This window comes from Diaphorobacter ruginosibacter (assembly GCF_040396215.1).
In the GTDB taxonomy this organism is placed as follows: domain Bacteria; phylum Pseudomonadota; class Gammaproteobacteria; order Burkholderiales; family Burkholderiaceae_C; genus Diaphorobacter_A; species Diaphorobacter_A ruginosibacter_A.
In genome coordinates this window covers 20,559-34,182 of the sequence record NZ_JBEBOW010000006.1, presented here as the reverse complement: position 1 = coordinate 34,182, position 13,624 = coordinate 20,559, and the positions used below count along the sequence as shown (strand labels likewise).

Below are 13,624 nucleotides of genomic sequence, written 5' to 3'. Positions count from 1 at the left end.
CCAAAGCTCCTTTGCTTGGGCAACGCCCCAAAAGCTGATATCCAAGGAGTTTATTCAATGGCGAGCGACTTTCTCTTCACATCGGAATCCGTATCCGAGGGCCATCCCGACAAGGTGGCCGATCAGATCTCCGATGCAATTCTGGACGCTATTTTCGCGCAAGACCCGCACAGCCGCGTGGCGGCCGAGACACTGACCAACACCGGCCTGGTGGTATTGGCCGGTGAAATCACCACGGGCGCCAACGTGGACTACATCCAGGTGGCCCGCGATACCATCAAGCGCATCGGCTATGACGACACCGAATACGGCATCGACCACAAAGGCTGCGCGGTTCTCGTGGCCTACGACAAGCAAAGCCAGGACATCGCCCAGGGCGTGGACAGGGCCAGCGACGACGAGCTCAACATCGGCGCCGGCGACCAGGGCCTGATGTTCGGCTACGCATGCGATGAAACGCCCGAACTGATGCCCGCTCCGATCTACTACGCGCACCGCCTCGTCGAGCGCCAGGCGCAGTTGCGCAAGGACGGCCGCCTGCCCTTCCTGCGCCCGGATGCCAAGAGCCAGGTCACGATGCGCTACGTGGACGGCAAGCCCCACAGCATCGACACCGTGGTGCTCTCCACCCAGCACAGCCCCGACCAGTCGGAATCGGCCACCAGGATGAAGGCCAGCTTCACCGAAGCCATCATCGAAGAGATCATCAAGCCGGTCCTGCCCAAGGAATGGCTGCTGGACACCAAATACCTGATCAACCCGACAGGCCGCTTCGTCGTTGGCGGCCCGCAGGGCGACTGCGGGCTGACCGGCCGCAAGATCATCGTCGACACCTACGGCGGAGCCTGCCCGCACGGCGGCGGCGCATTCTCCGGCAAGGACCCGACGAAGGTCGACCGCTCCGCTGCCTATGCCGCACGCTACGTCGCCAAGAACGTGGTGGCCTCGGGCCTGGCCCGCCAATGCCAGGTGCAGGTGGCCTACGCGATCGGCGTGGCGCGCCCGATGAACATCACCGTGTACACCGAAGGCACGGGCGTGATCCCCGATGCGGAAATCGCCAAGCTCGTCGCAGCCCATTTCGACCTGCGTCCGCGTGGCATCATCGAGATGCTGGACCTGCGCCGCCCGATCTATGAAAAGACCGCCGCCTACGGCCACTTCGGCCGCGAAGAGCCCGAGTTCACCTGGGAGCGCACCGACAGAGTGGCGCTGCTGCGCTCGGCCGCCGGCCTGAAATAAGCCTTCCCGCAAAGGCAGCCCCCAAGGCGGCACGTACCCCGCACAAGCCGGATCCGCGACAACCCCCTCGCGAATCCGGCTTTCATTGTTTTTCAGGCATCCGCACGGATCATCCACCCGCTATCTGTCAATCTTCGCCTACGCGCAGAGCCCACTTGCGCCCACCGCCGCGCACGAAGTCCCCACCTTAAGCTGAGGACTCAGATCCACACCCAGTTTGCGGAGGTTTTCATGCTCAAGTGGGCCATCATCTTTGCCATCATTTCACTGATCGCCGGCGTGCTCGGCTTCACAGGAGTCGCCGCGGGCGCCGCCAGCATCGCCAAGATCCTGTTCTTCATCTTCCTCGTGATCGCTGTGATCTTCATCGTGCTGGCCATTCTGGGAATAGGAGCCATCAGCTAGGCAGGCGGTCCCCAGCGCCCTTGCCGGGGAAGCTCGCCGCGCATGTTTACACTGCGGCGATCGAGCACCCGAAGGGCCATTCATGACGACGAACTCCGGCGGCGGCAGCCAGCTGCTCATCATCGATCCGCAAAACGACTTCTGCGATCTGCCCGAGAGCTGGCACGGCGCCCATCCAGGCAATGGCCGCAGCACGTCGCCCGCGCTGCCGGTCCAAGGCGCGCATGCGGACATGCAAAGGCTGGCGCGCTTCATCGAGCGCAACGCGCCGCGCATCTCGGAAATCACGGTGACGCTGGATTCGCACCAGCGCCACGACGTCGCGCACCCAGGCTTCTGGCGCAGGGGCGACGGTGGGGACGTGCCTGCCTTCACGCCGATCGCGGCGGCCCAGGTGCGAAGCGGCGAATTCACGCCGCGAGACTCCAGCGCGGCCGAATGCGTGCTGGGCTACATGGATGCGCTGGAATCCCGGGGCCGCTACACGTTGATGATCTGGCCCGTGCACTGCGAGATCGGCAGCTGGGGCCATGGCGTGCATGCCGACGTGCTGGCCGCCTGCGGCGCCTGGCAGCTCGCGCGGCACAAGGCGGTGCGAAACGTATTCAAGGGAATGAATCCCTGGACCGAACACTACAGCGCCATCCAGGCGGAGGTACCCGACCCTGCCGATGCGCAGACACAGGCCAACACATCCCTGCTGCGCGCGCTCGGACAGGCCGAGCACCTCGTCATCGCGGGCGAGGCCAGTAGCCATTGCGTGCGCGCCACCACCGAACACATCATCGAACTGTTGCCACGGCTTGTGCCGGGCTGGACGCCCGAACGCATCACGCTGCTGGCCGACTGCATGAGCCCCGTGGGCGGATTCGAGCGCGAGCATGCGGCCTTTCTCGAATCCATGCACACTCTGCGGGTGCGGTTGGCGCAATCGGCCACGTTGACGCTCTGACGCCACCGGACGATCCCGCATCGGCGCCGCCAAGGCGCAAGCGCATAGAGCCAAGTAGGACACCATGCAAAACCAGGGCAAGCCCATCATCACCAGCCTGCTGGACACCGACCTGTACAAGTTCACGATGTGGCAGGCGCTCTTGCACCGGCATCCCCAGGTGCAGGTGGAATACCGGTTCGTCTGCCGCAACAAACCCGCCTATCCGCTGACCGAACTGCTCGGCGAAATCGACGCGGAACTGGATGCGCTGTGCGCGCTGCGCTTCCAGCCGGACGAGCTGGACTACATCGGCTCGCTGCGGTTCATGAAGAGCGACTTCATCGACTTCCTGCGCATCTTCCAGTTCCAGCGCTCGTTCATCCGCGCATATGCCGAAGGCGAGACACTGCACATCGTCGCCGCCGGGCCGCAGGTTCATGTGATGGCGTTCGAGATCTTCGTGCTGGCCATCGTCAACGAGCTCTATTTCCGCCGCTTTGACGAGCAGGCCGCGCTGGCCGAAGGGCGCAGGCAGCTCGCGCGGAAAATCGCGCATATCCAGGCGCTTGCCGGGGAGACCGGGCGGCGCCATCCGTTCGAGATGTTCGATTTCGGCGTGCGCCGCAGATTCAGCGCACAGTGGCAGCGCGAGGTCGTCCAGTCCCTGGCCGAGCAGACGCCGCAGTGGTTCAAGGGCACGAGCAATGTGCTGCTGGCGCGCGACCTCGGCCTGGTTCCGATCGGCACCATGGCGCACGAGTATCTCCAGACTTACCAGGCACTCGGAGTGCGGCTGCGCGATTTCCAGAAACTGGCGCTCGAGGAATGGGTACAGGAATACCGAGGCGACCTGGGCATCGCGCTCACCGATACCGTCGGCATGGATGCGTTCCTCGCGGACTTCGATCTCTACTTCGCCAAGCTGTTCGACGGCCTGCGGCACGACTCGGGCGATCCCTACGCATGGGGCGAGAAGGCGCTCGCGCACTATCAGCGGCTTCGCATCGATGCCAACACCAAGCGCTTCGTGTTCTCCGACGGGCTGGATGTGGACAGCGCGCTCGCGCTCTATCACCATTTCGGTGATCGCGTGCAACTGGGCTTCGGTATCGGCACGCAGCTCACCAACGGCATGGGACTCGAGCCGCTGAACATCGTCATGAAGATCGTCCACGCCAATGGCCAGCCCGTGGCGAAACTCTCGGACAGCCCCGGAAAAACCATGTGCGACGACGAAACCTTCCTTGCTTATCTGCGGCAGGTCTTCAACGTGCCCGATCCCCAGACCCGGGGCCTGGAGAACTAAGCCATGCTACGCATCACGTTCGCGCAATTGAACCTCACCGTCGGCGACATCGAGGGCAATGTGGAAATGATGATCGCCGCGGCGCGCAAGGCAGCGCGGGACAACTCGGACATGATCGTGTTCACCGAGCTCGCGCTGTGCGCCTACTACCCCGGCGACATGCTGGACGACAGGCACTTTATCGGCCGTATCGAGGAAGGCATCGCCACACTCAAGCGCGCCTCCGCCACGCTGCCCGGGCTGCACTGGGTGATCGGCGCCCCCACGCGCAGCGAAGGCCCGGGCAAACATCTGCACAACAGCCTGCTGGTCGTGCAAGACGGCGAGGTGCGCCTGCGGTACGACAAGCAACTGCTGCCCACGTACAACATCTTCGACGAGCGCCGCCATTTCGAGCCCGGCGCGGACGTGGCCAGGGTGCTGCGCATCGCGGGCACGCAGGTCGGCTTCCTGATCTGCGAGGACGGCTGGAACGACAAGGGCGCCGACTACGCGGCCAACCCCTTCATGCGCATGGCGGACGCCGCGCCCGAAGTGGTGGTGAGCATCAACGCCAGCCCCAGCAACGTGGGCAAGCGCGAGCAGCGCCACCAGGTGTTTGCCGATGCGGCAAGGCGCCACAACCTGACGATCCTGTATGTGAACCAGATCGGCGGACAGGACCAGATCGTCTATGACGGCGCATCCTTCGCCGTGGAGCCCGAGCGCGGCGTCGTGTTCGAGGCGCAGCGCTTCGTGGAAGACGTGCGCACGCTGCAACTGAGCGACGGCCACTTCTCCCTGAACGGCAACGAGGCGCTGCCCTCGGTGCCCACCGAAGGGCTGCCCACGATGGCGTTCTACCGTGAGCAGATCGTGCTCGGCCTGCGCGACTATGCGCGGCGCTGCGGATTCCGCCAGGTGCTGGTGGGAAGCTCCGGCGGGATCGACAGCGCGCTCACTCTGGCGCTGGCGGTGCAGGCCATGGGCGCGCAGAACGTCGCCGCGGTGACCATGCCATCGCACTTTTCAAGCACGGGCTCGGTCGATGATTCCCGGGCGCTGTGCGGCAACCTCGGCATCCCACTGCACACACACCCGATCGCGGACCTGGTGCGCCAGTACGAGCGGCAGTTCCTGCAGGCGTTCGGCCAGCCGCTCGAGGGCCTTGCGCTGGAGAACCTGCAGGCGCGCGTGCGCGGCACCATCCTCATGGAATACTCCAACGCGTTTGGAAACCTGCTGCTCACCACGGGCAACAAGTCCGAGCTCTCCGTGGGCTACTGCACGCTCTATGGAGACACCAACGGCGGCCTCGGATTGATCGGCGACCTGTACAAGACCGAGGTATTCGCGCTCTCGCAGCACATCAACGAAAGCGCGGGCCGCGAGATCATCCCGCAGGCAATCATCCAAAAGGAGCCCTCCGCCGAGCTCGCCCCCGGCCAGCGCGACGCGGACAGCCTGCCGCCCTACCCGGTGCTCGACGAGATCCTCAAGATCCTCATCGAAGGCGATGGCCTGTCGGCCAGCGAATATGACCGCGCGCGCGATTTCATGCAGCGCCAGCAGACCAGCAAGAAGGGGCGCGAACTGATCCAGCGCGTGCGCCTGATGGTCGCGCGCAGCGAATACAAGCGCCGCCAGGCGCCACCCATCATCCGCGTGCGCGCCAAGGCATTCGGCTCGGGCCGCCAGATGCCGATTGCCGCGCGCTACATTTGAACGTTCCAAGACTCTTCATTGCCCCGCCGCCCGCCGCGCGGGCGGGGCTCACCGCACCAGTTCCGACACATGTACGACACCGCCATCCTCATCGGCCGCTTCGAGCCGGTTCACACGGGGCATCTTGCGCTCCTTGCCCATGCGCTCCAGGCCGCCGGGCGCGTCATCGTCATCATCGGATCGGCCTTCCAGGCACGCTCGCCCAAGAACCCCTTCACCTGGGAGGAGCGCGCCGAAATGCTGCTCGGCAGCCTGCACGAAGGCGACCGCGCGCGCATCGACGTCGTGCCGGTACGTGACTACTATGACGAAGCCCGTTGGGTATGCGCAGTGCGCAAAGCCGTGGGCAAGCGGACGCAACCCGCCTCGCGGATCGGCCTGGTCGGCCACTTCAAGGACTCCAGCAGCAGCTACCTGGGCTCCTTTCCCGGCTGGGAACTCATCCCCTTGCCGCGCCAGGGCGAAATCGACGCCACCATGATCCGCAACGCCTATTTCGGCGCCACGGCGCAGACCATCCCGATCACGCTGTCCCCGTTCCACGACGTCCTCCCGCCCTCCACCCGCCAGTTGCTCGAACGATTCGCCAGCCAGCCTGAATTCGCCGAGCTGCAAAACGAATGGCGCATGCTGCGCGGCTATCGCGAGGCCTGGGCAAGCGCGCCCTACGCGCCGGTGTTCGTCACCGTGGATGCGCTGCTGCGCTGCCGAGATCACGTCCTGCTGATCCGCCGCGCCCATGCGCCCGGGCGCGGCCTGCTCGCCCTGCCCGGCGGCTTCATCGAGCAGCGCGAAAGCATCTGGCAATCGTGCCTGCGCGAGCTGGCGGAGGAAACCCATTGCGACGTTCCGGCGCAGCGCCTGGAGCAGGCATTGCGCGAGGTCCACGTCTTCGACCATCCCGACCGCAGCCAGCGCGGCAGAACCATCACCCACGCCCACTATTTCGACCTCGGCATGAACGACCCGCTGCCCGACGTGCGCGCCGACGACGATGCCGCACAGGCCATGTGGATGCCCATCGCGGACATAGCAGCCAGCGAAGCAGGATTCTTCGAGGACCATTTCCAGATCCTTTGCCATTTCCTGCAGGAGCGGATCACGACCGTCGATCCGTGATGGGGTTCGCCGGTGCCTACGCTCTTTAACCGTGCCTGTTTTTGTGCGTCCTCACGATTTGTTGTAAGAACGTGTTCAAAACAACCACCGGCGTTTTCAGAGAAAAGGTTTCCTGAAATCCAGGCTTCGTCGTGTCATGCTCCGATGCGGATTTACATGTAGATACATTCATGCGATTTGCCTCCCCTGGTTTGATAGACTCATCGCTCACCGATGCAAGGCCCTGTCACACCCACACCAATGGCAAAAATATCCAAGACTTCCGTCCTGTTCGCGATCCTGCTGGTCGCAGCCATCTTGTGCGTTTACCTCCCGGGCCTGAGCAACCAGCTTTTTTTTGACGATCTGCGTCTCCAGGAAGGCAACGTCTTCGGGAAATACGGCAGCCTGCTGCAGTTCAAGCAGCGCATGCTGTCCTACGGCAGCTTCGTCTGGATACAGGACCTCTTCGGCGAAGGCTGGTGGAAACAGCGCATCGTCAACATCGTCCTGCACATCCTGACGGTGGGAGCCCTGTATGCGCTGTTCAGGCGGCTGATGGCCCTTGCGCGGTTCCCACACGACATAGAGAACCAGGAGCACTTCCAGTCGTCGCGCGATGCCGCGCTGCGCGTGGGGCTCATCGTGTTCGCGCTCAATCCCGTCGCGGTCTACACCGTCGGCTACCTGATCCAGCGCTCGATCCTGATGGCAACGCTGTTTGCCGTGCTGGCCTGCTTCACCTACGTTCGCGGCCTGGAAAGCGGGCGTGTCGCCTGGTTCATCGGCGCCGCCGCCTGCTACATCGCCGCGGCGCTCTCCAAGGAACAGGCCGCGCTCACGGTCGCCATGGCCGCGCCGCTCTATGTCTATGTGTGCCGCCCTTCGCTGAAAAAGATCGCCCTGGTTTCAGCCGCCACGGCCGTGGTGCTCGCCCTGGCCGTGGGCGCGGTCCTGAGCATCTACGGCAATCTGGTCGGCCATCTCATCGACAGCCAGTCGGCCGCCTATCTCAAGCAATTGCAGGCCATCAGCCCGGACGTGGGCGGCAAGATCTACGGCCTGAGCATCCTGAATCAGGCAGCGCTCTTCTTCGTCTACGGCTCCCTCTGGATCATCCCCTACGTCGGCGCCATGTCCGTCGACATGCGCCCGGCGTTCCCCCTCTCCTACGGCTCCGCCCTGCCCCTGCTTGGCGCACTGGCCTATGTCGTCCTGCTGGCCGCATCCATCTGGGCCGTGCTGCGCAAGGACGGCGTGCTGCGCCTTGCCGCCCTGTGCCTGCTGTTCCCGCTGCTGTGGTTCTTCACCGAATTCGCCACCGTATGGCTGCAGGACCCGCTGGTGCTCTATCGCAGCTACCTCTGGGCCGTCGGCATACCAGGCCTCATCGCCATCGTGCTGACCGGCTTCAGGCCCCGCACCATCTACCTCATCGGCATGGTACTGGCCCTCGTCTTCGGCGGCCTGGCGATCGAACGCGTGATGTCCATGGAGTCGCCTGAAACCATTTGGGAGGACGCAGCCAGCAAGGTGGACCTGAAGGCCCCGGCCAACGCCGTAGGCCGCCACCGGCCTTATCTGAACCTCGGCACCGAACGCATGTCGCGCGGCCGTTTCGCGCAGGCCGAACGCGATTTCATGACCGCCGAAGCGCTCAACGACCTGAACGGCAACGCCCGCTTCAGCATCGGCGTGGCCCAGTTGCAGCAAAAGAAGTACGCCGACGCCATCCGCTCCTTCAAGGCCGCGCAGGACGAAGGCTACAAGGGCCAGACGCTGTGGTATCAGCGCGCCGAAGCCTACGCGGCGCTTGGCCACCCCAAGGAAGCCTTCGACGCCTATGGAGAGGCGCTCAAGACAGGCCGCTCCGACGTGAACGACGGCGAAGGAGCCAGACAGCTCATCGAGCAAGTGCACCTGCGCCGTGCTGAAACGGGCATGGCCATCCGCAGATACGACGACGCAGTCAACGACTACGAAGCCGTTCTCAAGACATCGCCGCAGAACTCCCGCGCCATGGTCGGCCTGGCGATGGCCCTGACCGGCAAGGGCCACGCGGCCCAGGCCAAGACGCAAATGGACACCCTCATCGCCAAAGCGCCAAGCGGCCCCGCGTACTATGCGCGCGCGATGGCCGAGCTCGGCATGAACGACAAGGACAGCGCCCTGAAAGACCTCGACCTGGCCGCAAAGGCCGACCCCGCCAACGCCCAGCGCTACGCCATGGCCAAGGCGCAGATCGCCCGCATGCCCTCCGGCAAGCCCTGACGACGCGCCGGACGGAACCTCACGGCATGGCACTGCGCGTACTCCACATCGGCAAGTACTACCCTCCGTACCGCGGCGGCATGGAGGTGTTCCTCTCCGACCTGATCCACGAACAACGCCAACAGGGAATCGACGCCCATGCCCTGGTCCACGGCGACCCCGAGCCCGGCGACCCGCCCTGGATCGAACGCATCCCCGTGCAATTCAGCCTGGTGTATGCGCCGATGGCCGCAGGCTTCCGGGCGGCCCTGGGCAAAGCAATCGAACGCATCCGCCCCGACGTCCTGCACCTGCATCTGCCCAACAACTCGGCGCTCTGGGCGCTGACCTTGCCTATCGCGCGGCGTGTTCCATGGGTCATTCACTGGCACTCCGACGTGGTCGTCTCCAACATCCGACTTTCGCTCGCACTGGCCTACGCTCTTTATCGCCCGTTCGAACAGGCATTGCTGGAACGTTCTCAGGAAGTGTTCGTCACGTCCCCCAAATATCTCGAGGCCAGCCGGGCCCTGCAGAATTGGCGTAACAAATGCCAAGTCATCCCGTTGGGCATCAACCTGACAGCCTCTCCAATACTTCATGAGCCGCCCCCACAGCTTGGATGGAGCGAAGGCACACAACTGAGGCTGCTTTCGATTGGCCGCCTGACATACTACAAAGGCTTCGAAACATTGATCAACGCAGTGGCGGCCATGTCGAATGTGGAGCTGTTGATTGCTGGCGAAGGCGAGCTGCATGAATCATTGCAGCAGCTGATCCATTCCACCTGTTCCACAGGCGCAAGGCCCAAAGTGCGGCTTACCGGCCCCGTCAGCGAGGAGCAAAAACATGCCATGCTGCAAAGCTGCGACGTCTTCTGCCTGGCATCGCGCGAACGCACGGAAGCTTTCGGCATAGTCCTCCTGGAAGCCATGCAGCATGCAAAACCATGCATCGTGACGGACTTGCCCGGCTCCGGAATGCCATGGGTCGTATCAAAGGCCAAAAACGGTTTACTGGTGCCGTTCGAAGACATACCAGCCTGGCGCAGCGCCATTGCGCGCATGCAGCACAGCCCTCAATTGCGCACGCGCTACGGCGAAGCAGGCCTGCGTGCCTTGCACCGGTACTTCAACATAACGCCTTGCGAACGCATGGTGGCACGCCACTATCGTGCGCTTGCGCCCGAATCGGTGCCAGTCGCTCCCCGCAGGGACACAATGCTCGTCATCAGCGCCCGCGACCAGCAAGATCAAATCGCGCATGTCGTGCGCCGAGCACTGGCTCTGTTGCCAGGCGCGCAAGTTCTTGTGGTTGACAATCGCAGCACCGATGGCACTGCCAATCGAGCAGAACAAGCTGGCGCCCGTCTCCTGCGGCCGCTGCTTGCAATGACATCGTGGGGAACGCTGCAGACAGGACTCCGCTACGCCAAAGCCCATGGGTTTCAGACCGTGGTCACCATCGACATGGACACATGGTATGAAGTCGAGGAACTGCCGAAATTGCTAGCACGCGGCACACCAGCCCTTAGCGCGGGAATCACCGTAGGCTACTTTTCTTCGAAACACAGCATGGCACGCCGCCTTGCATGGAAATGGTATCGGCTGCTCACCGGGCTGCCGCTGCGCGACTTCGTCTCAAGCTTCCGGGTCTATCGGGGTAAAGCGATCGACATAGCCATATCCACCGAGGCCATGCTGCTTGACTACCAGGACGTCGGCACCCTCATGCTCGCCCGGCGCAACAATCTTCCGATCAGTGAAGTCGAGTTGGAAATGCACACCCTAAAGATCGACCGCTCAGGCATTTTCCGGTCCTGGGCGCAGGCATTCCGATACATGGTCACGTCATCACTGATGGGCCTTGCCTACAGGCGCATCAAATAGCACTGTCCTGCACGCGCTTATAGACATCCACAGTCTGCTCGGCGCAACGATCCCAAGAAAGCGCAGCAGCACGCGCAAGCCCTCGCGCACGGGCCTCCGTCCGCCATATTTCATTGGCAAGACAATCCTGCAGCGCATAGGCCATTTCATCCAGATCCAGGGGGTTGACCAGCCTCGCGGCTCCGCCAGCCACCTCAGGCATGCATGACACGCTGGAAGTCAACACAGGCGTACCGCTCGCCATGGCCTCAACGATAGGCAGCCCAAAGCCTTCATACAACGATGGGTACGCCATCAGCCGGGCGCCCGCATACAAGGCAGGAAGCCATTGCTGATCCACAAATGACAGATAACGCAACCACCCTTCCTCTTGCCCGCGCGCCATGAGCGCATGAGTGGCATCGGAATTCCACCCCTTGCCGCCCGCCACGACCAACGGCCATCTTCGGCGCAACTCCGCAGGCAGATGCCCATAGGCCCTGATCAGACGCTCCACATTCTTGCGTGGCTCAACGGTGCCCACAAACAGGCAATATCCCCCCGCCGTCAACCCCAGCGCCTCCATTGCAGGCTGCAACATATCGTCTGAATGCGGCTGATAAACCGAATCTGCTGCCAGATGGATTGCGCTCACCCGATCTGGAGGCATCAATCCACGCTCAATCATCTCGTGCCGAACCGTTTCTGAAACAGTGATGACGTGATCAGCCCGAGCCAGGCTTGGCCCCAAACTAATATTTAAGAAATCCACTCGCGCTGCTGGATGGAACTGAGGGTAAATAATATGCGACAAGTCATGTACAGTACTCACGCTTTTCCCACTAAATGGAGGCAATGAAAAATTCGGGGAGTGCAGAATTGATTTTCTATTCCCTCGCAATTGCCACCCAAACAAAGCAGGACTGATCGTACTATATGCTCTGACAATCATCCGATTTCTTGCCATCCGGCTACGAAAAGAAACCGTATCATTAGCTCCTCTCGTATTCGCAGAATTACGCAATTTGACTGTCAACTCCGACAACGGGTCCTGTATCCACCTGCCCATAGAGAAATAACGCATAAGCGTGATTTCATCGCAACCTTGTAACCGACGAGTCAACTCGTAGGTATAGCGTCCGATTCCGGTCAAGGGCGGATGCAGCGAATCCACCAAGAGGATCAAATCAAGCATTTCGAAGTTATTCCATCCCTAACCAAGCGAGGGGAAAAACTCATATCCACCCCAAGCATACTCATCAACAATTTCAATATTAATCAACAGAGGGCAAGGGTATCCCCAACGGATGAAATCACATTCTCAATCTCCCCCTCCAGTCCAATCCAGAGAGGTAAGCGCACAAGTCTTTCAGAGTGATCATTTGTCACAGCCATATCACCATGCGCACGACCAAACGCCCTGCCCGCGGGAGCAGAATGGAGTGGAACATAATGAAATACAGAGGATATTCCACGACCTTTTAAAGACTCAATAAAAGAAGTGCGCCCCTTCAAATCCGGCAATAGCAAATAATACATATGAGCGTTATGCCGGCAATGATCAGGAATAACAGGACGCCGAATCAATTGATCCTGCTCCAGGGCAGCAAACGCATGATGATATTGATTCCACAATGCCATACGCTGCGCTGTAATATTGTGAGCATCTTCCATTTGTGCCCATAAAAAAGCCGCGATCAATTCACCGGGGAGAAAACTGGACCCAAGATCACACCATGTGTACTTATCAACCTGCCCTCGAAAAAACTGACTACGGTTCGTTCCCTTTTCCCTGATTACTTCAGCCCGTTGTACATACTCAGCGTCATTGATAAGCAGCGCACCACCCTCTCCGGAAATGATATTTTTTGTCTCATGGAAGCTGAGACAACCCATATGACCAATGGATCCCAACGGCCTCCCCTTATAGGTTGACATGATGCCTTGGGCAGCATCCTCTATAACAACGAGATTATGCCTGCGCGCAATATCCATTATTGTGTCCATCTCGCAGGCCACTCCTGCATAATGAACAGGAACGATGGCGCGAGTACGCGGAGTTATTGCATCCTCAATTAGCTTCTCATCGATATTCAATGTATCTGCCCGAATATCAACAAAAACAGGCACCGCTCCCCTGAGGACAAAAGCATTTGCTGTTGAGACAAAGGTATAAGAAGGCATTATAACTTCATCACCACTCTTCAAATCAGCCAGCATTGCGGCCATTTCCAGTGCTGCCGTACAGGAGTGCGTCAGCAATGCTTTCTCTGTTCCAGAGTTATGTTCCAGCCATTGGGAGCATTGACGAGTAAATCTTCCATCGCCAGCCAAATGGCCATTGGCATGTGCTTGAGCGATATACCACAGTTCTTTACCAACCATGTACGGCTTATTAAAAGGAATTCTCATCATTTACTTCCATGTTCGTATTTTTATTGCGAAATATCCAAAATTTCTGCAACAAGAAAAGAAAAATGGCCACCACAAAAATCATGCACGCCTGAACAACATCATGCCGAAATCCGCCCATATCCACAAAAAAAGTGAGTCCTAAAAGATTCAGTACATAGCCGGCACCGTAGGCAAAACAATATCTGTAAAAAATCCAGTCGCCCCGACCCTTATAGTTAAATGTCCATCTTTTATTCACAACAAAGGTCTGAGAAACCCCAAGCATATAAACCATTGTCATGGAAAATTTATGCCCCATCCCAAACATAGTTAGAATCAAATATATGGCGTAGCATACCAAATTGGACAACAACCCAACCAATACATATTTAAAAAACTGCCGGGTCACACCATTCATCCAAT

Annotated in this window: 11 protein-coding genes; 8 read left to right on the top strand and 3 right to left on the bottom strand. The window is 60.6% G+C overall.

Annotated elements, in window-relative coordinates; translation table 11 throughout:
• The first annotated feature begins 57 nt into the window (after positions 1-57).
• The 8 genes from metK (at position 58) to ABWP92_RS01965 (ending at position 10,828) form a co-directional block, all read left to right on the top strand.
• Positions 58-1,242 carry a methionine adenosyltransferase gene (metK, locus tag ABWP92_RS02000; RefSeq protein WP_353233665.1) on the top strand — a complete coding sequence of 395 codons (1,185 nt, stop codon included), beginning with the start codon at positions 58-60 and terminating at the stop codon, positions 1,240-1,242.
• 231 nt (positions 1,243-1,473) lie between these two features.
• The gene (locus tag ABWP92_RS01995) at positions 1,474-1,647 is read left to right on the top strand and encodes a DUF1328 domain-containing protein (RefSeq protein ID WP_353233664.1); all 174 of its coding nucleotides are present in this window, start codon (positions 1,474-1,476) and stop codon (positions 1,645-1,647) included.
• 82 nt (positions 1,648-1,729) lie between these two features.
• Positions 1,730-2,599 carry a cysteine hydrolase family protein gene (locus tag ABWP92_RS01990; protein ID WP_353233663.1) on the top strand — a complete coding sequence of 290 codons (870 nt, stop codon included), beginning with the start codon at positions 1,730-1,732 and terminating at the stop codon, positions 2,597-2,599.
• Positions 2,600-2,663: 64 nt separating this feature from the next.
• Positions 2,664-3,887, top strand: a complete 1,224-nt coding sequence (gene pncB / locus ABWP92_RS01985; RefSeq protein ID WP_353233662.1) for a nicotinate phosphoribosyltransferase — start codon at positions 2,664-2,666, stop codon at positions 3,885-3,887.
• Positions 3,888-3,890: 3 nt separating this feature from the next.
• Entirely contained in the window at positions 3,891-5,591 is a 1,701-nt protein-coding gene (locus ABWP92_RS01980) for an NAD+ synthase (RefSeq protein ID WP_353233661.1), read from the top strand.
• 69 nt (positions 5,592-5,660) lie between these two features.
• Positions 5,661-6,710 (top strand): bifunctional nicotinamide-nucleotide adenylyltransferase/Nudix hydroxylase, encoded by a 1,050-nt coding sequence (locus ABWP92_RS01975; RefSeq protein ID WP_353233660.1) that lies wholly within the window; start codon positions 5,661-5,663, stop codon positions 6,708-6,710.
• A 240-nt stretch (positions 6,711-6,950) separates the two neighbouring features.
• A complete protein-coding gene (locus ABWP92_RS01970) occupies positions 6,951-8,960 on the top strand; it encodes a tetratricopeptide repeat protein (RefSeq protein ID WP_353233659.1) in 2,010 nt (669 codons plus the stop codon).
• Positions 8,961-8,986: 26 nt separating this feature from the next.
• The gene (locus ABWP92_RS01965; RefSeq protein ID WP_353233658.1) at positions 8,987-10,828 is read left to right on the top strand and encodes a glycosyltransferase; all 1,842 of its coding nucleotides are present in this window, start codon (positions 8,987-8,989) and stop codon (positions 10,826-10,828) included.
• On the opposite strand, the gene ABWP92_RS01960 is transcribed toward ABWP92_RS01965, so the two are convergent.
• The 3 genes from ABWP92_RS01960 to ABWP92_RS01950 all read right to left on the bottom strand — a co-directional run bounded on the left by ABWP92_RS01960 (position 10,821) and on the right by ABWP92_RS01950 (position 13,619).
• Positions 10,821-12,002 carry a glycosyltransferase family 4 protein gene (locus ABWP92_RS01960; RefSeq protein ID WP_353233657.1) on the bottom strand — a complete coding sequence of 394 codons (1,182 nt, stop codon included), beginning with the start codon at positions 12,000-12,002 and terminating at the stop codon, positions 10,821-10,823. The genes ABWP92_RS01965 and ABWP92_RS01960 overlap by 8 nt on opposite strands.
• 83 nt (positions 12,003-12,085) lie before the next feature.
• Complete coding sequence (rffA, locus tag ABWP92_RS01955) at positions 12,086-13,222, bottom strand: dTDP-4-amino-4,6-dideoxygalactose transaminase (RefSeq protein ID WP_353233656.1); 1,137 nt, start codon at positions 13,220-13,222, stop codon at positions 12,086-12,088.
• Positions 13,203-13,619 carry a GtrA family protein gene (locus ABWP92_RS01950; RefSeq protein ID WP_353233686.1) on the bottom strand — a complete coding sequence of 139 codons (417 nt, stop codon included), beginning with the start codon at positions 13,617-13,619 and terminating at the stop codon, positions 13,203-13,205. The genes rffA and ABWP92_RS01950 overlap by 20 nt, the downstream gene beginning before the upstream one ends.
• Between the last annotated feature and the right edge of the window lie 5 nt (positions 13,620-13,624).